Genomic DNA, 21,092 nt, shown 5'->3' with positions numbered 1-21,092 from the left:
GAGACGCAACAAAGGACGAAAGCGCTCTCACTTACCGTGCGGAGGCTATCGACTGAGGGTCAATTGGCCCAGACAACTATGTGGCACAAATTTGCCACGCCACTAGAACTGGTTGTAGAGGAACGGGCTGAATGTGCCGGATGCAACCAAGATCGTGCAGGCGACCATGCCGACGGTCATCACACCGACCCGGATGACCGTCGCGGGCTTGCTCTGCGACGACTCGATCAACGGCCCAGTCACCGGTTGCGCTGGCATGAACAGAATCGCCAGCGCCGCGATCAGCACCACGAGCCGCTGGTTGGTCAGCGCGCTCTCGGCGATGTCGGTCAGACCGTCGAAGTCGGGCAGGAACATGTGCCCGACCATGGTCATCGCGCTGGTCAGGTCGTCGGCACGGAAGTAGACCCAGCCGATGATCACCAGCAGCATGGTCAGCGCGCGACGGGCGATCCTCGCCCCCTGGCGTTCCGGAGCCTCTTCGAGGTGGAATCCGCGCTCGATGATCAGCAACGCGCCGTGGAACAGGCCCCACACCAAGAAAGTCCAGTTCGCGCCGTGCCAGAACCCGGTCAGCACGAACACGATGCAGAGATTGCGGTACGTCTTCGCCGCGCCATGCCGGTTACCGCCAAGCGGGATATAGACGTAGTCGCGGAACCACCGGGACAGCGACATGTGCCAGCGCCGCCAGAACTCGGTGATCGTGACCGAGGAGTACGGCCGCGCGAAGTTCTCCGGCAGCCGGAAACCGAGCATCCGGCCGAGTCCGATGGCCATGTCCGAGTAACCGGAGAAGTCGAAGTACAGCTGAAGCGTGTACGCGATCGCACCAAGCCAGGCGATCGCGAACGTCATCTGGTCGTCGGGAGTGGCGAAACACGCGCTGACGAACGGCGACAGCGAGTCCGCGATGATGACCTTCTTGCACATCCCCAGCGCGAACCGGGGGAAACCGGCCGCGATGTCGTCGAGCCGGTGACTGCGTTGCTGTGGCAGCTGATCCGCGATCTCTCGATATCGCACGATCGGACCCGCGATCAGCTGCGGGAACATCGCGATATAGGTGACGAACGAGACCGGATTGCGCGCCGCGTGCCGTTCACCGCGATAGATGTCCACCGCGTAGGAGATGTGGTGGAACGTGTAGAACGAGATACCGATCGGCAGCGCCAGTTCGGCCACTGGGAAGCTGCCGCCGAAGAGCTGCGCCAACGCGTCTATCTGCTGGGTGGCGAACCCGGCGTACTTCCAGACCGCCAGCACCGCGAGGTCGAACGCGATGACGGAGAACAGAATCGTTCTGCGTGAATTCTTTTTGGGCCGCTTGCGGTTGCGATCCCACTGGTCGGGTTCGAGGAACGGCCCGGCGATGAAGTTGACCACCATCGTGGTCAGCAACAGCCAGGTGTCCGAGCCCGCGGCGGTCGCGTAGAAGTAGATGCTGGCGACCGCGATGATGCCGTTGCGCCAGCTGCGCGGCGCGATCAGAACACCGACCAGCACCGTCGGCAGGAAGTACCACAGGAACAGCGGGCTGGCGAACGACATCGAGTACCTCGGTGGAAGGACAGGGCCTCGACGACCCTATCCGACCAAATGGGTGAATGTGATGCGATCCCGAATGCCGTGAAGGCCACCTTCACGGAATCTGACGCCGCAAATGTTCCCCTCGCGGCGTTTAGATCCGGCCCGCAACCCGGCGCCGCCGGGCGATCTCGGCCAGCACGACACTCGTGGCCACCGAGGCGTTCAACGACTCGACACCCGCTGCCATCGGGATCGACACCGTCTCGTCACAGCGCTCCTTGACGAGCCTGCTCAGCCCACGACCCTCGGACCCGACGACGACCACGATCGGGCCGTTCGCCAGCTCCAGCTCGTCGATTGTGATCGACCCGTCGGCATCGAGACCGGCGACCATCACCCCGGTGTCGGCCCAGTCCTTCAGCGTCCGGGTGAGGTTCGTCGCCACGGCCACCGGCAGGTTGGCCGCCGTACCCGCGCTCGTCCGCCACGCCACCGCCGTGATGCTGGCGCTACGCCGTTGCGGCACAACCACTCCGTGCGCCCCGAAAGCCGCTGCGGAACGGATCACGGCGCCCAAGTTGCGCGGGTCCGTGACCCCGTCCAGTGCGACGAGCAGCGCGTCCTCGCCGGAATTCTTGGCTGCTTCCAGCAGGTCATCCGGGTGCGCGTACTCGTATGGCGGGATCTGCAGCGCCAGCCCCTGGTGCACGGCGTTGTGTGTCAGCTTGTCCAGCTCGGGCCGGGAAACCTCGAGCACCGAGATGCCCCGGTCCGCGGCCATTCGCACAGCCTCGGTGACACGCTCGTCCGCGTCCACACCGAGCGCCACGTACAACGCGGTCGCGGGCACCTCGGCCCGCAGGCACTCGACGACCGGGTTACGGCCGGCGACGAGCTCCGAGGTCGGGCCCGAGTCCTTGCGCTGCTGCGGACGCTTCTGCGCCGACGCTGGCTTGCGGTACGCCTTGTGGTTCGGGCGTTCGTGCGCCTTCGGCGTCGGGCCCTTGCCTTCCAAGCCCTTGCGCCGCTGGCCACCAGAGCCGACGACCGCGCCCTTCTTGGTGCCGGGCTTCCGCATCGCGCCCTTACGCCTTGAGTTCCCGGCCACGCTAACTGTCCTTCAACGTCCATAGTGGACCGTCGGGGGTGTCCTCGACGGTGATGCCCGCGGCGAGCAGCTGATCGCGAACCAGGTCGGCCGCGGCGAAGTCCCGCTCCTTGCGAGCCTGCTGTCGCTGCGACAGCAGGTGGTCGACCAGCGAAGCCAGTGCGTTGCGGTGCGCGGCGTCCGATGTGGACTCCTCGGACCACTTGTCCGACAACGGGTCGAGCCCGAGAACGGCCATCATCGCGCGAACCGAGCCCGCCGCGTGGCGGGCTTCCGCGTCCTGATTGGACGCCAGCGCGATGTTGCCTTCCCTGACTGTGTTGTGCACAACCGCGATCGCCGCGGGTGTACCAAGATCGTCGTTCATCGCCGCGGCGAACTCGGCCGCGACCACGCCAGGCTCGACCGAACCGAGCCTGCCGGTCACGTTGCGCAGGAACGTCTCGATCCGGCCGTACGCCGAAACGGCCTCGGCCAGCGCGGGCTCGGAGTAGTCGATCATCGAGCGGTAGTGCGGCGTGACCAGGTAGTACCGCAGTTCCGGGGCGCGCACCTTGTCGAGCATCGCCGGAATCGAGACGACGTTGCCAAGCGACTTCGCCATCTTCTCGCCAGCCATGGTCACCCAGGCGTTGTGCAGCCAGTACCGGGCGAACGTGTCACCGGCCGCGTGCGACTGCGCCTGCTCGTTCTCATGGTGGGGGAAGATCAAATCGATCCCGCCGCCGTGGATGTCGAACTCGCTGCCAAGGTAGGTCGTCGCCATCGCCGAGCACTCAAGGTGCCAGCCGGGACGGCCGGGCCCCCACGGCGTCGGCCAGGACGGCTCGCCAGGCTTCGCGGCCTTCCACAGCGTGAAGTCACGGCTGTCGCGTTTGCCCTCGGCCGCGCTTTCGCCCTGCTGGACCTCTTCCAGCTTCTGGCCGGAAAGCGCGCCGTACTCAGGGAACGTGCCCACGGCGAAGTACACGTCACCAGCGGCCGCGTATGCGTGCCCCTTGTCGATCAAGCGCTGCATCAGCTCGATCATCTGGGTGATGTGCCCGGTCGCGCGCGGCAAGTACGACGGCGGCAAGCAGCCGAGCGCGTCGTACGCGTCCTCGAACGCGTTCTCGTGCGTCTGCGCCCATTCCCACCAGGGGCGGCCCGCTTCGGCAGCCTTGTTCAGGATCTTGTCGTCGATGTCCGTGACATTACGAACAAGCGTGACATCCAAGCCGCCGTGCGTCAGCCAACGACGCAGCACGTCATAGTTCAGCGCGCCACGGATATGGCCGATATGCGGAATGCCCTGCACTGTGGCCCCACACACGTAGATGGACGCCGTTCCGTTCCGCGCGGGATGAAACTCCCGCGTGCTCCGGGTCGCCGTGTCGTACAGGTGAAGGCTCACAGAGAGATGGTACGGGAGCCCGTAATCGGGTTTACCAACCGTTCTCGGCAAGAACGTCGAGCAGTCCATTCGGCCGTTGTCCGACGGGCAACGGATCGACGAACGCGACCGCGCAGCCGATCTTGGCCGCGCCGCCGTCGGCCTCCTCGCTGTCGCCGACCATCAGCACCTGCTCGGGCGGCAGGCCAAGGCGTTCGCAGGCGACGGTGAAGATCCGCGGATCCGGCTTGACCGCACCTTCCTGAAAGGACAGTACGAATTCGCTGACCAGATCGGCGACACCGATCCGTTCGAAGGCAGGCCGGATGTCCCACGCGATGTTGCTGACCACGCCGATCGGAATTCCGGCGTCCGCCAAGGTTTTCAGCGCGGCCGCGGTATCCGGGTACGGCTCCCAGTTGTTCGTGTCCAGCATGCGGTCGTACAGCAGTTCCGGATTGCCGACGCCGGAACCGTGCAGCACCGCGTGGTAGAGCTCGCGGTGCAGCGGCGGAGCGAGGTCACGCTCGTCCCAGTGGTCGTGCAGCCGCTCGGGTAGTCCTTCCGGCCTGCCCGTCGGCGCGGTCATCCGGCGCATGACTTCGGCATGGTGCTCGCCCTCGAGCGGGTTGCCGTCCAGGTCCACCAGGCCGGACAGGTCGGGTTCGAGACGGAACAACGTGCCGGAAAAGTCGAAAAGGACCCCTCGGATGCTCATGTACCCATCTTAAGCGCTTCAGACCGGGCGGTCGGGTGAATTAATGATGAGGGCGAGGTCACGCTTCGACGATGATGGCGCTTGCGATCGCGGCGATGCCTTCGCCGCGTCCAGTCAGGCCGAGCCCATCAGTCGTCGTCCCAGAGACTGAGACTGGTCCGCCAACAGCCTCCGACAACACCTTCTCCGCCTCGGACCGGCGCTTGCCGATCCGTGGCGCGTTCCCGATGACCTGAACCGACGCGTTGCCGACCCGGAAACCGGCCTCGTCGAGACGGCGCCGGACCTCTGTGAGCAACTCCACGCCGTGCGCACCGGCCCAACGCGGGTCGCCCGTGCCGAAGACCGCACCAAGATCACCCAACCCAGCCGCCGTGAGCAGCGCGTCGCACAACGCGTGCGCAGCGACGTCGCCGTCGGAATGGCCGTCGCAGCCGTCGACGCCTTCCCACAGCAGGCCCGCGATCCAGCAGTCACGGCCTGCGGCGATGGGATGGACGTCGGTCGCGGTTCCTACCCGTGGGATCACGGGGTCACGCTAGCGACGTCGATCGCCGTGCGAATGCGCAGCCCATGCGGGTGGCCGGGGACTGTGCTCAACGGCACGTCCGGGCGTCTCGGATCTTCCGCTTTCCGCAGCACGTCGATCGGCGCACCGAGCGGGGACTGCATCACCCGCAGCTCAGCGCGGTCTCTCGTGGCGAGAATGCGGCCGTTCTCGTCGACTTCCTTGACCGTGTCGGTCAACGGAAGGACCGGGATGACCGCCTGCGCGCCGCGTTCGAGTTCGTCGACGACGGACTTGATCACTTCGGGTGGCGTTTCCGCGCGTTCGATGTCGTGGATCAAGCCGAACCGAATGTCCGGAAACATCTCGATCGCGGTTTTCAGCGCGGTTTGAAGATCGCCGACAACAACTGTGCAGTCGGAGTCAGTGAATTCGAGGTTAATAGGGGTGCAAATAAAAACGTGCCGTACGCACCCTGCTTGACGCAGGGAACGTACGGCACGCTCTGTCAATGGCATGCCATGTACGGAAACCACTCCGGTCGCCGGCACGACCGCGAGCGCGACGGAACTCTGCACTCTGCTGTGTTTCCCGTACTGCGGGGTGGACTAGACCGCCGCGGCTGTGGCGAGAACCTCGTCGAGGAGGACCTCGGCCTTGTCCTCGTCGGTGCCCTCGGCCAGTGCCAACTCGCTCACCAGTATCTGTCGAGCCTTGGCCAGCATCCGCTTCTCACCAGCGGATAGGCCACGGTCCTTCTCACGCCGCCAGAGGTCTCGCACCACTTCGGCAACCTTGTTCACATCGCCGGAGGCGAGCTTCTCCAGGTTGGCCTTATACCGCCGTGACCAGTTGGTCGGCTCCTCGGTGTGAGGAGCACGCAAAACATCGAAGACGCGGTTCAGACCTTCTTGACCCACGACATCACGAACGCCCACAATCTCGGCGTTGTCAGCGGGTACGCGAACCGTGAGATCACCTTGCGCGACCTTGAGGACGAGGTACTTCTTCTCCTCGCCCTTGATCACGCGGGTCTCGATTGCTTCGATGAGAGCGGCACCGTGGTGCGGGTAGACGACGGTCTCTCCGACCTTGAAAACCATGTGTCCTCTGCCCCTTTCGCTGACTCCATTCTAACACGTCCCGCAATCCCCCTCAGCTTGGTGTGAGACGGGTAAGCGCAGGTCAGTGGCACGAGGATGGACCGGCTAGGGGTTGACAAAATACGCCTGGGCATGCATCGAGATGACAATTAACGATCTTGATGGGATAATCTCCGATCCTTTGTGGACATCAACTCGCCGAGGTGCTCGCGAGGGGCGCCAGTACGCCGGATACCCTTCGGGCCGACGCGTTTTCCCCAGGAAGGACCGGCAACGTGAGTCGTGTAGGACACAGCCTGCGCTACGCCACTGCGGCGGTAGGGATCGCGCTCGCACTCGCGGGCTGCGGTGCCGGCCAGATCTCGCAGACCGCCGGCATGGAGCCGGCCGTGAACGGCGGTGAAGGAGACGTCGGCCCGATCGCCGTCCGCGACATCCAGCTCGCCTACCCGCCACACGGCGTGTACGAGCCGGGTTCGGCGGCAGTGGTGCTCGGCACCCTCGTGAACAGCGGACAGACCGATGACGCGCTCGTGTCGATCACGACGCCAGCCGGCCAGGTGACGATCACGGGCGACAAGAACCTGCCCGCCGGTCGTTCCCTGATTTTCGAGACGCCGGTTGGCGGTGTGCCGACTTCCACGTCTTCGTCTTCTTCGTCGTCGGTTCCGGCCACGACCGGGTCTCAGACCTCGGGCTCGCAGACCTCAGGCTCCCAGACTTCTGGGTCGCAGACTTCTGGCTCGCGGACTTCGGGTTCGCAGACCTCGGGCGCCGCGACCACGACCACCACGCCGCCGCCGACGACCACTTCGCGTCCGGTGACGATCGGCAAGGTGACCGTGATCCTGACCGGTATCTCCGAGGAGATCAGGTCCGGCAAGACGATCGAGCTGACATTCACGTTCCGCAACGGTTCGGTGACCATCCCGGTCCCGATCGCCGTGCCGACCACGCCGCGCCAGCCCGCGGCCGGTGGCGGCGGCGGCCACTGAGTTTCGAGGCAAAGGGCCCGGCATCACGGTCGATGCCGGGCCCTTCGCTGTCCGACCTGTCCGGTCGCCGCGCCCCTTACCGCGCGCGGCGCTGGGTCCTTGGCAGCCTGTTGCCGAGCCGCACCTCAGAGACCTGGCGTTATCGCGCCAGCCACTCACACCACCCGCCGCGCCTTGCCGCCAGCCGCACTTTTGTCGCGCCAGCCATCCACACCACCCGCCGCGCCTTGCCGCCAGCCGCACTTTTGTCGCGCCAGCCATCCACACCACCGGCCGCGCCTAGCCCGCCAGCCCCGCCTTTGTCGCGCCAGCCACTGACACCACCGGCCGCGTCTTGCCCGCGAGCCTCGGGCTTTGTCGCGCCATCCACTCACGCCATCCCGTCCTGCCCGCCACCCTCGGCTTTGTCGCGCCGGTCATTTACGCCACGCAACACGCCCGACGCCGCCCCAGCCACAGCGAAGAGCAGCCACTGAGCGGTGTCGGCAGCGTGGGGCGGGGTGGAAATGACCGGCTTTGGCGACAAAGCCCGTCCGAGCGAAGCGAGGACAATCCAACACTGTCGGTGGGGGCGGATAGGTTTTCGGCGTGGTGAAGAAATCGGGCCCGGCCTACCGGTGTGGTGAGTGTGGCGCTGTCGTTGCCAAGTGGTTCGGCCGGTGCCCGGAGTGTCAAGCCTGGGGGACCATCGAGGAAGTCGCGGCCGCCAAACCCGCACTGGCCAAAGTCGTCGCGGGTGCCCCGGCCGCCCCAGCCCGCCCCATCGCCGAAGTGGACGTCGAATCGGCGAGAGCCCAGCGCACCGGGGTTCCCGAGCTCGACCGGGTCCTCGGTGGCGGCCTGGTTCCCGGAGCCGTCGTCCTGCTGGCAGGTGAGCCCGGGGTCGGCAAGTCGACCCTGCTGCTTGAGGTCGCCCACCAGTGGGTGGCCCGGGAAGACTCGCCAGGCCGAGCCCTGTACATCACCGGAGAGGAATCCGCGGGCCAAGTTCGCCTCAGAGCCGAGCGGACCGGAAACGTCCACCAGGAGATGTTCCTTGCGGCCGAGAGCGACCTGGCGACGGTCATCGGCCACGTGGACGCGGTGAAACCAGCGATGCTGGTCATCGACTCGGTGCAAACCATGTCCTCGCCTGCGGTGGACAGCTCGGCGGGAGGTGTGACGCAGGTCAGGGCGGTGACGGCGGCCCTGGTAGCGCTGGCCAAGGAACGCAGCCTGCCGGTCATCCTGGTCGGTCACGTCACCAAAGAAGGCTCGGTGGCCGGTCCACGGGTCCTTGAGCACCTGGTGGACGTGGTCCTGCAATTCGAGGGCGACAAATACTCGTCCCTCCGGCTGGTCCGTGGCGTGAAGAACCGGTTCGGCGCGGCTGACGAAGTCGGCTGCTTCGAAATGGTCGAAGACGGCATCGTGGGCGTGCCCGACCCTTCCGGGATCTTCATGAGCAACCGGGTCGAAGGCGTCGCGGGCACGGCCGTCACGGTGATCATGGAAGGCAAACGGGCCCTGCTTGGCGAGGTTCAGGCCCTTGTCGCGGCCACGGACGCGCCGATGCCGAGGCGAGCGGTGAACGGTTTGGAGTCGTCAAGGGTCGCGAAGGTGTTGGCAGTACTGGAAAGGCGCGCGAGTCTGCCGTTGGGCAAGTCCGATGTCTTCACCGCGACCGTTGGCGGGATGCGGATCATCGAACCGGCGGGGGATCTGGCGCTCGCGATGGCGGTCGCGAGCGCCAAACTCGACATCCCGTTGCCGAACGACATGGTGATCATCGGCGAGGTCGGCCTTGCCGGTGAGGTACGCCGGGTCGGCAGCGTTGGCAGGCGGCTGGCCGAAGCCGCGCGCCTCGGCTTCAAGCGTGCGCTGATCCCGCCGGACTCCGGCCGCCTGCCCGCGGAGATCAAGGCGACCGTCGTCCCGGATCTGCGCATGCTCGTCGACACGCTCTCTAAGAAGTAGCTCCCAAGCTGTTCACGACCGACCATTTCGTCGTCGTCTCGTCGTCCACCTTGCGCGGGTGGTAGAGCTGGGTCTCCCTGGTGCTGATCGCCTGGCCGGTTGCCGGGTCGATCAGCACCTCGATCAGGTGGTCGATGAACCGGTTGTCGATCTGCAGTGCCACGGCGGCGCGGCCGTCCCTGGTCTTCGCCGCCCAGTCGATCTTCAGCCACGGGTGGTAACCCAGTGCCTTGAACAACGCGGCACGAATGTCCGCCGGGATCGGACGGCTGAGCAATTCGCCTGCCATCGAGAGCGCCTCGGCGGTCGGGTCATAGTTGCCCGTCGAGTCCTTGACCAGTTTCTGGTACAGCGCTTTGGGATCACGCGGCAAGCCCGCGATGAAGTCCGATGTCGGACTCCGCCAGTCCGAGGCCCCGAGATGAAGACCGTAGTCGCCCTTGGGCGCCTGGAAGGTGCCTTCGCTACGGGACAGTCCGGAGATCTGACTCCGCGGCCGCTGTTCCTCCGGCAACGGCTGGTTGCCGTAGCCGATTAGCATGTCGCGGGTCAGCTGCCACGTTCCCGATCGGTCCGCTGGCACCCACTCGTGCCAGAAACCACCGTTCCCGAGGGCTTTCTCCAATTCCTCGCGGTTGTCGTTCTCGGACGACACGATTGGACGCATCCATTCGCGCCGCTCCATGTACAGGTACTGCCCGGGCGTCAAAGGCACGTCCGTGGCGTTCACGGCGAGATTGCCAGCCGCGTTGTACACGACCGTCGGTGCAGGCAGTGGCGCGCCGGTATGGCTCTTCGGTCCGCCCTTCGCCGCAGCGGGACGTCGTGGCGGTGACGGGAAGCTCGTCGTAGGCGGCAACACTGGCTGAACAACCGGCGGCGAGGACGACAGCGTCGTAGCCAATGACGGCTCGTCTACCGGCGTCGCCGGACGCTTGTCGCCGGTGTTGACGACAAGCGTCGTGCCCACGGCCAGTACGGCCGCCGCGGCCGCGACCGTCAGCCACGGCGTCAGACGCCGTGGTGGGCTGCGCCGACGGCTGGTGCCGAACGTTTCGACCCGTACCACCACCAGTGGATTGGGCTCTGGCAACGGTTCCGGTGCCGGTTCGGCCGCGGCCTGCAGGCGCAGCCTGCCGATCAGGAAAGCGTCCTCGGTCATGTCGGGTACGTCGTCGCGGAATTCGGCCAGCGCCTCGTCCAGCTCAAGGTCGTTCATCGCTCTGCTCCAAGGTGGTCCCGAAGTGCGGAGCGGGCGCGATGCAGCCGCGTCCGGACGGTTCCCGCGTCGATCTTGAGTGCGTCAGCCACCTCGACCGGTTTCAGACCGGCCCAGGCCACCAGCAGCAGCACGTCCCGCTCCTCTTGGCGCAACTTGGCGAGCGCGGCGCCCAACCGGCGCGCCTTCACGCTGGCGTCCGCACGGGAAACAGCCACAGAGTCGGTGCCTTCGTCAACATCGGCGCGCCCGACGTCACGCGCGGTCGCCCGTAGCCCCCGAACTTCGCTACGGGCGTGCCGACGTAACAGGTTCGTCGCTATGCCGTACAGCCATGCGCGGACGGTTGCCCGTTCGGGCTCGTAACGGCCGCGCTGTTCCCACGCGAGCAGGAATGTGTCGGCCACGAGATCGTCCGCAGTCGCCGGATCGAGCCGCCGCGCCAGATATCGGTGCAGGCCACGCGCGTGCTCGTCGTAGAGCCGCGCGAGCACCGAGCCCGCGTCGGAGCCCGTGAGATCCGGCCGTTCCACGCTCGCCATCGTCACAACGGGTATTGCCCGCAGCCAGCCCGAGCGTTCCGACAAAAGGGTCCGCACGCCCCCGACCACGCGTGCGGACCCCTTTTTATATCGATTCAACGACGGGGTTCGTCACCGATTTCAGCCACCACAGCCGAGGAAGATGATGAGTAACTCCTCACAGTGCCAGCCGGGACCGTCGGCCAGTGCGGCCAGCGCGCCCGCAAGCCGTTGTGCGGCAGCCTGTGCGTCGACCCGTTCGGCGACACGGCCCGCGTGCCCAGCAACCGGCGTCTCCGCCGAGTGGGCTTTCAACTGGCGCTCTTCGTCGCGTACGTGCCTGCGCATCAGGTTCGTGGCGATCCCGTACAGCCAGGACCGCACTGCGGCACGCGCGGGGTCGTAGCGGTGTCGTTGGTGCAGTGCGACGAGGAACGTCTCACTGACCAGGTCGTCAGCGGCCGTCTCACCGACCCGGCGAACCAGGTAGTGGCGCAGTGCGGCGGCGTGGTTGTCGAACAGCCAGCCAAAGACATGGCCGGGATCGGGCCCGCTCAAGTCGGGCCGATCCCGGCCTAATGCATGGCCGCTGGTGTCAGCGTCACCGGTCAAAGTGCTCACACTGACAATTGCCAGCCGAGCACTTCCACGTTCACGCAGGTCATCCCTCGTGAGTGGTTACGCGTGTTCTAACCCTGCTAACCACTCACAAGGGCTTTTCGCCACTCAGCAGTTGCGCGCAGCGGATCAGACCGAGGTGGCTGTACGCCTGCGGGTGGTTGCCCAGCGAACGCTCGGCGATCGGGTCGTACTCCTCCGGCAGCAGACCGGTCGGGCCCGCGCAGTCGACCATCTGCGCGAACAGGTCCTCGGCCTCGGTACGGCGGCCACACATCAGGTACGCCTCGATCATCCACGCAGCGCACAGGTGGAAACCGCCTTCGTTGCCGGGCAGGCCGTCGTCCCGGTGGTAACGGTACACAGTGGACCCACTGCGCAGCTCGGCCTCGATCGCGGTGACGGTCGACGCGAACCGCTCGTCCGACGGGTCGATCAGGCCCGACAGGCCGACGAACAGCGAAGCCGCGTCCAGGTCCGTGCCGTCGTAGGCCGTGGTGAACGACTTGACCTCGTCGTTCCAGCCCTTGGCGAGGATGTCCGTCGCGATCTTGTCGCGCAGCGCGTGCCACTCCGGATTCGGCTGGCGCCCATAGGTTTCCGCCAATGTGACGGCCCGGTCGATGGTCAGCCAGCACATCACCTTGGAGTACACGTGGTGGCGCGGACGGTGCCGCTCCTCCCAGATGCCGTGGTCCGGTTCTTCCCACCGGCGCGCGACGGCCTCGGCCATCGCGTTGGTCATCTTCCAGTCGTCGTCGGTGAGTTTCCCTCGTGCCAACGAAAGCGCCGCGACCAGGTCGACGACCGGGCCGAACACGTCGAGCTGAACCTGCTGGTTGGCAAGGTTTCCGACGCGCACCGGCCGCGAGCCCGCGTACCCGGGCAGCGTGTCGATGACGGCCTCAGGGCCAAGACCCGTACCGGCCAATGTGTACAGCGGGTGCAACCGCTCGGGTCCCGGAACTGTGGCCAGAACTCCGTGCACCCAGTTGAGGAACGCCTCGGCCTCATGCGTGGAACCCAGCGACACCAACGCTTTCGCGGTCAGCGCGCCGTCACGCAGCCAGCAGTACCGGTAGTCCCAGTTACGGATGCCGCCGATTTCCTCGGGCAGCGAGGTGGTCGCGGCGGCCATGATCCCGCCGGTCTCGCTGTGGCACAGGCCGCGCAGCGTCAGCGCCGAGCGGATCACCAGCTCCCGCTCGACCTCCGGGAACCGCAGTGAGCCCAGCCATTCCGTCCAGTACAGGCCCGCGCGCTTCTTGCGCTCGGCCTCCGGGATCGGGTCCGGCGCCAGATCGTCCGTGCCGCAACGCAGTTCCAGCAGCACCGGCTCGCCGTTCGGGCTGACGACCGCGCGAGCGGTGTCGTGCATGCCGTCCGAGGTGATCTCCCAGTCGACACCGGGCGAGTGCAGCGCCATCGGGTCGGACGTGCCGACCACGCGCAAGCCGTTCTCGTTACGCACCAGCTTGACCGGCACCTGGCCGAACTCCGGCCGCGGTGCGAACTCGACGACCGCCCGGCTGCTGCCGGTGATCGTGCGGATCAGGTCCGTGCGGTGCGGCTGGGCGTAGTGCTCCAGGTAGTCCGTGACCAGCAGGCCCGACCAGCGGGTCTCCACGGTCATCGTGCCCGGCAGGTAACGCTGGCCAAGCGGAAGACCGCCGCGCTCCGGCGTGACCGACAGGTGCCCGGCGCTCGGACCACCGAGCAGGTCGGCGAACACGGCCGCCGAGTCAGGCTCGGGGTGACACAACCAGGTGACACGAGCTTCGGGCGTCAGCAACGCGACCGAGCGCTCGTTGGCCAGCATGGTGAGTCGCTCGATCGGGGTGGCCTGCTCGCCGTACAGCCAGTTCCGGCGCTCCTCCAACAGGAACGCGAGCATCGTGGCCACCGCGGGGGTGTCGTCGATGCGGAACTGCGCGAGCGTCTCGCCGTTGCCGACCTTCACGCCAAGATCCGGCCCGGACAGCCGCGCGAACGCCTTCTCGTCGGTCACGTCGTCGCCGACGAAGATCGCCGCTGTGGCGCCGATCTGGTGCCGCAGCACGTCAAGGGCGTGGCCCTTGTCGGTCTGCACCACAGCGAGCTCGATGACCGCCTTGCCTTCGGTGACCTGGATACCTTCCCAGGTGCATGGGCCGTTGCGGACCGCCTCGGCGATCCGGTCGGCGACCGCTTGCTCGGCGCGCCGGAAGTGCACCGCGATGCTGGCCGGCTTGACCTCGAGGTGGATCCCCTCGGCGCCGTCGACCAGTCGTTCCAGCTCGGCCTCGACCTTGGCGTGCAGTTCCCGCGCGGGTCCGTTGAGCGAGTGCACGAAGCCGATGTCGAACTCGGAGCCGTGGCTGCCGACCAAGTGCACCTCGGCCGGTAGCCGCGACATCGTCGCGAGGTCGCGCAGTGCCCGTCCGGAGATCACCGCGGTGGTGGTTTCGTGCAGTCCGGCCAGCGAACGCAACGCGTGCACGGATTCCGGCTGGGGCCGTGCTTTGTCCGGGTCTTCGACGATCGGCGCAAGCGTCCCGTCGTAGTCGCACGCGACCAACAGCCGGGGGGTGCGTGCGAGCTGAACGATCGCCCGCCTCAGTTCGGCGGGGAGAGCCTCGGCAGTCACGCCTTCTCCTCGTGCTCCAGCGTGGCAGCCATTGCCACTTATTGGGAAGTTACGATCTGAACTGATTCAGTTCAACCCCTGTGACCCCAGAGCCTCGAGGAACGACCGTGCCCAACGGTCGACGTCGTGGGTGAGGACCTGGCGTCGCAGAGCGCGCATCCTACGGCGACCCTCCGCTGGGTCGATCGTAAGGGCCGCATGCAGCGCGTTCTTCACCCCATCAAGATCATGTGGGTTGACCAGGAACGCGCTGGTGAGCTCGGCGGCCGCGCCGGCGAACTCACTGAGCACGAGGCTGCCGCCGAGGTCGTGGCGGCAGGCGACGTACTCCTTGCAGACGAGGTTCATCCCGTCACGCACCGGCGTGACCACCATGACATCGGCGGCGGAGAAGAACGCGACCAGCTCGCGCCGATCCACCGACTGGTGCAAGTAGTGCACGACCGGGTGACCAACTTTGCCGAATTCCCCGTTGATCCGGCTGACCACCTGCTCGATGCCGTTGCGCATCTGCTGGTAGTGCTCGACCCGCTCACGGCTCGGAGTCGCCAGCTGGACCATTGTCACCTCATCGGGGTCGACTCGGCCCTCGATGAGCAGTTCCTGCAACGCGTACAGCCGGACGTCGATGCCCTTGGTGTAGTCGAGCCGGTCGACACCGAGCAAGATCTTCTTCGGATTGCCGAGATCGGTCCTGATCTGCTGCGCACGCTGGATGGTGTCCCGTTTGCGGGCCATCCCGTCGAGCCCGGCCGAGTCGATCGAGATCGGGAACGCCCCGACCCGGACCGGCCGGTCGCCGACGTGGATCAGGCCTGGCCTTGTCCGCACGCCGACCGCGGCGCGACTCGGCTCAAGGCCGACCAGCCGTCGCGCCAGCCACAGAAAGTTCTGCGCGCCACCCGGTCGGTGGAACCCGACCAGGTCAGCGCCGAGCAGTCCGCGCACGATCTCGGTCCGCCACGGCAGCTGCATGAACAACTCGACCGGGGGAAACGGAATGTGCAGGAAGAAGCCGATCCGCAGGTCCGGCCGTTGCTCTCGGAGCAGCTGCGGGACCAGTTGGAGCTGGTAGTCCTGAACCCAGATGGTCGCGCCAGGAGCGGCCACGGCCGCCGTCGCCTCGGCGAACCGGTGGTTGACCTTGACGTAGCTGTCCCACCACGCCCGGTCGAACACCGGAGGTTCCACCACGTCGTGGTACAGCGGCCACAGGGTGGCGTTGGAGAAGCCCTCGTAGTAGTCGCGGACCTCGGTGGCCGACAAGGTGACCGGGATCAGGCGCAGGCCGTCGTCCTCGAACTCCTCGACATCCACGTCCGCGACACCAGGCCAGCCAACCCACGCGCCGCTCTTGGATCTCAAGAACGGTTCGAGGGCACTGACCAGCCCGCCTGGGCTGTGCTTCCAGCGTTGCGTGCCATCCTCGGCACGCTCGAGGTCAACCGGCAGCCGGTTGGCCACGACGATGAAATCCGCACCGCTGTTCACCGGGAGAGAGCCTCCTTGTGATGACACTGACTAAAAGACAGTAGCCAGTTAGACCGCTGAGCGCGTCCGGCAAACGGTAGGTGGTAAGTCTCACTTAGACGCCGTTGTCTCCAGCTCCAGCCGTTGCCACGTCGGCCCGACCAGTCTGACGGCGCCGAGCCGTCGTTCCAACCTACCGAGACTTACTCGTACAGGTTGTGCCAGGTACTCACCGAGAACGACGCCAGCGCCCAGCGCCAGGGCGATTCCAAGCGCCGTCATGAGCGTGACGACACCAGCAGCGGTGCCATCAACCGCGAGCTCATACAGCGACCGGTAGGTCGTCAGCCCAGGGAACAACGGAGTCATTCCGGACACGGCGACGACAAGGGGAGCAACGCGCAGCCGTCGCGCCATCACGCCCCCACAGAACCCGATGCCCGCGGCGGCGATGGCCGACGCCACGATCGGTCCCGCTCCGGCGAGTAGGAGCCCGCCGTAGCCCAGCGCGCCCAGCGCACCCGCCGCGCTCGCCACCATCAACGAACGCATCGTCGCGTAGCACGCGAGCGCGAAGCAGCCAGCGGCGGCGGCACCCGCCAGAGCCTGCACCGGCAACCGCAGCGCGCTCGGCGGCAGCGCCTCAGCCAACTGAACCCGCGGCAGCCCGAGCTCCCCGGCCATGTTCAACGCGAGCACAACGCCGCCAATGAGGCCCGCGGTCATCAGCGCGACCTCCATAGCCCGCCCAGCGGCCGTCACGTTGTAGCCAGTGATGGCGTCCTGCACGGCACCAACGACGCTCAGCCCAGACAGCAGCACTGTGATGGCTGCGGCAACCACGAGCGTCGGTGACTCACCGAGCCACCCCGTGGACACGACCGCGAGCGACCCGCCCGTCGCCAACGCGCCGCCGATGAGTTGCTGGAAGAAGAACGGCAGGTTGTACCGGTTGAGCACCCGGCCGATGCGGTCAATGACCGCGGTGATGACAGCGGCGACCAGCGCAACGAGCGGACCGCCACCGAGCAGGACCGTCACGCTCGCTGCCATAGCGGCCCACGCGGCCGTCGCAACCCAACGCGGGTAGGGGTGCTTGGCGCTGACGATCCGGTCGAGCCGCTTGGCCGCGTCTCCAGCGGTCGTACGGCGCCGCGTGATGTCCCTGACGAGCCGTTCGACGGCGGCGAGCCGCGTGTAGTCCAACCCCCTGGACCGCACGACGCGAAGGGACGTGACGGGCGCGTGATCAGGTCCTCGATGGCAGCACGCGGTGATGGAGGTGAACGTCACATCCACCTCGCACTGATCAAGCCCGCAAGCGTTTGCGACTGCGATGATCGTCGCGGTCACATCGGAGGCGCCCGCACCGGAGCTCAGCTGTACCTCTCCGATCCGCAACGCCAGGTCAAGCACCTGATTGACGACCGCCTCGGCCGGCACGACCCGCGCCACCACCACTCCTCTCGGCACGCATTTCCCGCGTGGCATCGCAGAGGAAGGCAGAGGCGTAACAGTGTCGTGCACCACAACCAGGTTTAGACCGAAACAGCTGGCGCTGGTTGATCCACAACGTGCCCAGCGCTGGGTCAGAACGAGCCCGCACCGTGGGGGTCTTGGGGCTCGGCCCCGGAAGTCACCGGCCGAACGGCGGGCGCACAGCGGAAAAGAACGCGGAACAAGTCCAGCCGGTGACGGGACTCGAACCCGTAACCTTTCGCTTACAAGGCGAGTGCTCTGCCAATTGAGCTACACCGGCGGGACGTTCTCCACCATCGTAAGCAACCGGTCGAACCGTTTAGTACACCGGCTCCCTTTACTGCAACCAGCTCAGCAGCGCCCCACACGCCATGAGGGTCGGCAGGCACCAGCGCATCGTGTTGATCTGCCGCTGCTTGGTGTCCCGGTCCAGTACGTGATCGGGGTACACCGACACCGCCCATGCGGCTGACATCAAGAACAGGCTGCCGGTGACCGCGGGCCAGACGGGGAGCTCGACAACGGGCGTCGACCACAGGAAGTACGGCACGACGAGCGCCACGATCCCGAGCGACACTGCCCCAGCCGAGATCACCAGGTGCCGTTTCACCGCCAGGAACGCGAGAAACACCACCAACGCGGCCCCGAACGACACCACGGCCCCGGTTCTGATCACGGCCGTCGGCAGCTCGTTCATCACGGCGGGCACCCCGGAGGCCAGCATGACCAGTCCGGCAAGACCAAGGACCCCTTGGATCGCGGCTGGCACGAACTTCACCGGTTGCAGGCCAGGCGCGAAGACCCGCGCGTAGGACGCGGGGTCGCCGAACGCCTGCTGTGGCGTCTTGCCGGTGTCCGCGCAATGTGCCTCGACCGAGTCGAGCAGGTGCTCGATCCGGTCGGCTGGCAGGTCTCTCGTGCGTAACTCCCGAAGCAGGGCTTGCTGCCACGGATCGAGCTTGCGGGTGATCATGGTTGCTCCGAGCAGGGCGGGAGGCGTTCCCCCACAACCTAGTCAGGCAGTCAACCTCTCGATCTTCGCCGGAACATGCTTGTGCCAAGGGGTTCCCGCGATGGGATCACGCCAGTTCGAGTCGGTCAGCTCGTTGGGCGCGGTGCCGGTGAGCTCGCTCTGATAGCTGAGGCCTAGACCATTTGGCAGAGCGACATGGCCCGGTTGCATCCGGTCGTTGATCTCAACGGCCGCTGCGACCGACCCTCGCTTGGTCGTGACCAGCGCTGTCCCTTCGTCTTGTAGTCCAAGGGCTTCGGCGTCCTGCGGGCTGATCCGCAGGGCACCGCGGGTGTCCCTTCGGCGCCACGTCGGGTCTCGCATGATTGTGTTGGCGGTGAATGATCGTCGTTCACCGGCGGACAGTACGAACGGGAACTCGTCGCTGGTCCAAACCTGTGCGGAGTCCAATGTGCGCATCTCGTCGAGCAGGCTTGGGATCGCCAGGTGGATCCGGCCGTCCTCGGTGCCCACGTACCGCCAGGTGTCCGCGTAGTCGTCGAGTGTGAGCGTGATCCCGGAGGGCGAGTTGAGGATCGCTTCGAACAACGCTTCGCCGTCGGCATGGCCCGCTCGTTTGACCGCTTCTGGGTACGTCATCGCGCACTTGTGCGCGGCGAGCCAGAGCACAGCGGCTGAGCGGGCGCCGTTGGGGAGCTTCGGCCCCAGGGTTTCGTAGAGCACAAAGGGTGCGAGTGGCGCGAGTTTGCTGCTCAGCGCGCCCATCATCGCCTGAGCAAACGCTTGCTGGCTTTCGGCTTCGTGCAGTGGCGCCAGGTCTTCGGCGGTCACGAGCCCGAGTGCGCGGATCAGCCGGGCGTAGATCTCCGGTTCGCTCAGCGTGCCCGGCAACGGATCGACGACCGGTGGGCGCAGGTGGAACGTGTTGCGCGGGAACTCGAGGTTGAAGAACGTGGCTTCCCACTTCTCGAACTGACTGGCCGCAGGCAGCACATAGTCCGCGTGCTTGGCGGTTTCGGTCATGGCGACGTCGATCACGACAACGAAATCGAGCGCGTCCAACGCTTCGCGCATCCGTGGCGAGTCAGCGAGCGAGTGGACGGGGTTCGCGGATTCGATGATCATCGCCCGGAACCGCTTGGGGTGATCGGTGAGGATCTCGTCCGGAATTACGTTGCACGGCACCAAGTTCGCGAACATCGCGGATCCGGTGACCGGCGTCCGGAGGTCGCGCCGTGTGTCGTGCTTGGCGACTGGGACAAGCCACGAGTGCAGGTTCACCGTGCCCTGCTTGGCGAAGTTGCCCGTCAGCGCCCACAGCAGTTTGTCCAAATAGGAGACCAAGGTGCTTTGCGGAGCCTGCTGGACGCCGAGATCCTCCAGAATGGACACACTGCTCGCGGTCCCGATCCGCCTCGCGGCACTGATGATCAGCTCTTCGTCGACGCCGCACCGAAGTGCGTAGTCGGCGATCTTGACATGGGCGAGCTGCTCGAGCACCGCGGCGGAGCCGGTCGTGTGCTCGGCGAGGAAAGCCTGATCGACCAAGCCTTCCTGCACTATGCCGGCGAGCAGGGCGGTGAGGCACCACGCGTCCGTGCCCGGCTTGACCTGCAGGTGGAAGTCCGCGAGATCGGCGGTCTCGGTCCGCACCGGATCGATCACGACCAACGACCGCGCCGGATCCCGTTCGATCTCCTTGAGTACGACCCGGGCGCGCGGGAAACCGTGTGACTGCCATGGATTCTTGCCGACGAAGACGGAAACCTCGGCATGCTCGAAGTCCGGCGCGGTATGTCCATTGTAGAGCTGAGCGTCCACCCAGAACTCGCCGGTTTTCTCCTGTGCCAAAGCATTTGACCGATGCCACGCACCCAGCCCACGCAGCAACGAGGCGCTGTACGCGCCACCGAGGTGGTTACCTTGCCCGCCACCGCCGTAGAACAGGATCGATTCGCCGCTGTACTTGTCGCGGACCTCGGTGAGCCGCCCGGCGATCTCGGCGATCGCGGTGTCCCAGCTGATCTCCTCGAACTCGCCGTTCTCCTTGCGCCGCAACGGGCTGGTCAGCCGATCGGCGGCGTTCTGGTAGTGATCGAGCCGCAGGGCCTTGTTGCAGGTGTATCCCGCGGACCCGACATGATCCTTGTCGCCCCGAATCCGTTTGAACAGCCGATCCTCGGTAAGCACCTCGATACCGCAGTTGCACGCACAGAGGATGCAAGCCGATTTGTGCCATTGCTCCATCGCAGCGCTCCGGAAGAGTAGATTATGCTAACCGTCATACTCAACCCGATCTGACGACCCGTCAAGCCGAGTCGACGAGCAGATGGCCAAGCATGCGAGTCATCTCCCGCTCAACCTGGTCAAGCGCCTGAGTGTGCTGTTGAGCACGCGCGAGCACAGTCGCCCCTGCGGACGCACTGATCAGCAAGGTCGCCGCGGAAGCCGCCCGCTCCGCCGAAACACCCCGCTTGACCAGCGAATCCGCGATGGTCCGCGTCCACTTGCCGAAAACATCACCAGCGGCCTGATAAGCACCGGCCGACTCCGCGGCCCCCAACGCGGCCGCGACGATCGGGCAGCTGGTCTGGAAGTTCTTGGTGAGCTCCCCGCGCCAGAACTCGAAGAGAGCGTGCGTGAGGGCGATGGGATCGTCACCGAACTTGCCGATCATCCGGTTCATCAGCTCACCGGCCCACGCGGTCGCCTCAGCGGCAATCTGGTTCTTCCCACCAGGAAAGTGGTGGTAGATCGACCCTCGAGGAGCCCCACTGTGCTCGATGATGTCAGCAAGGGACGTGCCAGCGATCCCTCGCTCCCGAAAGAGCGTCACCGCACTGCGCACCATCGCCTTGCGTACATCGCTCGCCATGCGGACCAGCCTACTATGACG

19 protein-coding genes and 1 tRNA gene are annotated in these 21,092 nt (G+C 66.2%); 2 read left to right on the top strand and 18 right to left on the bottom strand.

What is annotated here, in order from left to right; genetic code table 11:
• Window positions 1-102: 102 nt before the first annotated feature.
• The 7 genes from LWC34_RS41190 to LWC34_RS41160 form a co-directional block, all read right to left on the bottom strand.
• Window positions 103-1,551: an MBOAT family O-acyltransferase gene (locus tag LWC34_RS41190; RefSeq protein ID WP_233730636.1), complete on the bottom strand. Its 1,449-nt coding sequence runs from the start codon at window positions 1,549-1,551 to the stop codon at window positions 103-105.
• A 130-nt stretch (window positions 1,552-1,681) separates the two neighbouring features.
• Window positions 1,682-2,638 carry a 23S rRNA (guanosine(2251)-2'-O)-methyltransferase RlmB gene (gene rlmB, locus LWC34_RS41185; protein WP_233730635.1) on the bottom strand — a complete coding sequence of 319 codons (957 nt, stop codon included), beginning with the start codon at window positions 2,636-2,638 and terminating at the stop codon, window positions 1,682-1,684.
• Window position 2,639: 1 nt separating this feature from the next.
• Complete coding sequence (gene cysS, locus LWC34_RS41180; RefSeq protein ID WP_233730634.1) at window positions 2,640-4,031, bottom strand: cysteine--tRNA ligase; 1,392 nt, start codon at window positions 4,029-4,031, stop codon at window positions 2,640-2,642.
• Window positions 4,032-4,062: 31 nt separating this feature from the next.
• Complete coding sequence (locus LWC34_RS41175) at window positions 4,063-4,728, bottom strand: HAD family hydrolase (RefSeq protein ID WP_233730631.1); 666 nt, start codon at window positions 4,726-4,728, stop codon at window positions 4,063-4,065.
• A 58-nt stretch (window positions 4,729-4,786) separates the two neighbouring features.
• Complete coding sequence (ispF, locus tag LWC34_RS41170) at window positions 4,787-5,257, bottom strand: 2-C-methyl-D-erythritol 2,4-cyclodiphosphate synthase (RefSeq protein ID WP_233730630.1); 471 nt, start codon at window positions 5,255-5,257, stop codon at window positions 4,787-4,789.
• Window positions 5,254-5,772, bottom strand: coding sequence for an IspD/TarI family cytidylyltransferase (locus LWC34_RS41165; protein WP_308200216.1), 519 nt, complete (start codon window positions 5,770-5,772; stop codon window positions 5,254-5,256). Before LWC34_RS41165 ends, ispF begins: the two co-directional genes overlap by 4 nt.
• Before the next feature lie 72 nt (window positions 5,773-5,844).
• The gene (locus tag LWC34_RS41160; protein WP_033392499.1) at window positions 5,845-6,339 is read right to left on the bottom strand and encodes a CarD family transcriptional regulator; all 495 of its coding nucleotides are present in this window, start codon (window positions 6,337-6,339) and stop codon (window positions 5,845-5,847) included.
• A 275-nt stretch (window positions 6,340-6,614) separates the two neighbouring features.
• Here LWC34_RS41160 and LWC34_RS41155 point away from each other — a divergent pair, with 275 nt between their 5' ends.
• On the top strand, window positions 6,615-7,334 hold the full coding sequence (locus LWC34_RS41155) for a copper chaperone PCu(A)C domain-containing protein (RefSeq protein ID WP_233730627.1): 720 nt from the start codon (window positions 6,615-6,617) through the stop codon (window positions 7,332-7,334).
• Between the two features lie 139 nt (window positions 7,335-7,473).
• Here LWC34_RS41155 and LWC34_RS41150 read toward each other — a convergent pair whose 3' ends face one another.
• Window positions 7,474-7,704 carry a hypothetical protein gene (locus LWC34_RS41150; RefSeq protein ID WP_233730626.1) on the bottom strand — a complete coding sequence of 77 codons (231 nt, stop codon included), beginning with the start codon at window positions 7,702-7,704 and terminating at the stop codon, window positions 7,474-7,476.
• A gap of 221 nt (window positions 7,705-7,925) precedes the next feature.
• Here LWC34_RS41150 and radA point away from each other — a divergent pair, with 221 nt between their 5' ends.
• Complete coding sequence (gene radA, locus LWC34_RS41145; protein WP_372496764.1) at window positions 7,926-9,290, top strand: DNA repair protein RadA; 1,365 nt, start codon at window positions 7,926-7,928, stop codon at window positions 9,288-9,290.
• Here the strand turns inward: radA and LWC34_RS41140 are convergent.
• The 10 genes from LWC34_RS41140 to LWC34_RS41095 all read right to left on the bottom strand — a co-directional run bounded on the left by LWC34_RS41140 (window position 9,280) and on the right by LWC34_RS41095 (window position 21,071).
• Window positions 9,280-10,509, bottom strand: coding sequence for a hypothetical protein (locus tag LWC34_RS41140; RefSeq protein WP_233730623.1), 1,230 nt, complete (start codon window positions 10,507-10,509; stop codon window positions 9,280-9,282). The two genes, radA and LWC34_RS41140, sit on opposite strands and share 11 nt — an antisense overlap.
• Window positions 10,506-11,108, bottom strand: coding sequence for an RNA polymerase sigma factor (locus tag LWC34_RS41135; protein WP_233730621.1), 603 nt, complete (start codon window positions 11,106-11,108; stop codon window positions 10,506-10,508). Before LWC34_RS41135 ends, LWC34_RS41140 begins: the two co-directional genes overlap by 4 nt.
• Window positions 11,109-11,171: 63 nt before the next feature.
• Window positions 11,172-11,651, bottom strand: coding sequence for an RNA polymerase sigma factor (locus LWC34_RS41130; protein WP_233730620.1), 480 nt, complete (start codon window positions 11,649-11,651; stop codon window positions 11,172-11,174).
• Window positions 11,652-11,736: 85 nt separating this feature from the next.
• Complete coding sequence (gene otsB / locus LWC34_RS41125; RefSeq protein WP_233730618.1) at window positions 11,737-14,274, bottom strand: trehalose-phosphatase; 2,538 nt, start codon at window positions 14,272-14,274, stop codon at window positions 11,737-11,739.
• A gap of 66 nt (window positions 14,275-14,340) precedes the next feature.
• Window positions 14,341-15,765 (bottom strand): alpha,alpha-trehalose-phosphate synthase (UDP-forming), encoded by a 1,425-nt coding sequence (locus LWC34_RS41120; protein WP_233730613.1) that lies wholly within the window; start codon window positions 15,763-15,765, stop codon window positions 14,341-14,343.
• Window positions 15,766-15,855: 90 nt separating this feature from the next.
• A complete protein-coding gene (locus LWC34_RS41115) occupies window positions 15,856-17,235 on the bottom strand; it encodes a threonine/serine exporter family protein (protein ID WP_372496732.1) in 1,380 nt (459 codons plus the stop codon).
• A gap of 195 nt (window positions 17,236-17,430) precedes the next feature.
• Window positions 17,431-17,503: transfer RNA gene (locus LWC34_RS41110), tRNA-Thr, on the bottom strand.
• Between the two features lie 57 nt (window positions 17,504-17,560).
• Complete coding sequence (locus LWC34_RS41105) at window positions 17,561-18,196, bottom strand: hypothetical protein (protein ID WP_233730610.1); 636 nt, start codon at window positions 18,194-18,196, stop codon at window positions 17,561-17,563.
• Window positions 18,197-18,238: 42 nt separating this feature from the next.
• Window positions 18,239-20,443: a molybdopterin-dependent oxidoreductase gene (locus LWC34_RS41100; RefSeq protein ID WP_235730316.1), complete on the bottom strand. Its 2,205-nt coding sequence runs from the start codon at window positions 20,441-20,443 to the stop codon at window positions 18,239-18,241.
• A 61-nt stretch (window positions 20,444-20,504) separates the two neighbouring features.
• Window positions 20,505-21,071 (bottom strand): TetR/AcrR family transcriptional regulator, encoded by a 567-nt coding sequence (locus LWC34_RS41095; RefSeq protein ID WP_233730608.1) that lies wholly within the window; start codon window positions 21,069-21,071, stop codon window positions 20,505-20,507.
• Window positions 21,072-21,092: the final 21 nt, after the last annotated feature.

The organism is Kibdelosporangium philippinense, from assembly GCF_021390435.2.
Taxonomy (GTDB): domain Bacteria; phylum Actinomycetota; class Actinomycetes; order Mycobacteriales; family Pseudonocardiaceae; genus Kibdelosporangium; species Kibdelosporangium philippinense.
This window is presented reverse-complemented; position numbering and strand designations above follow the sequence as displayed.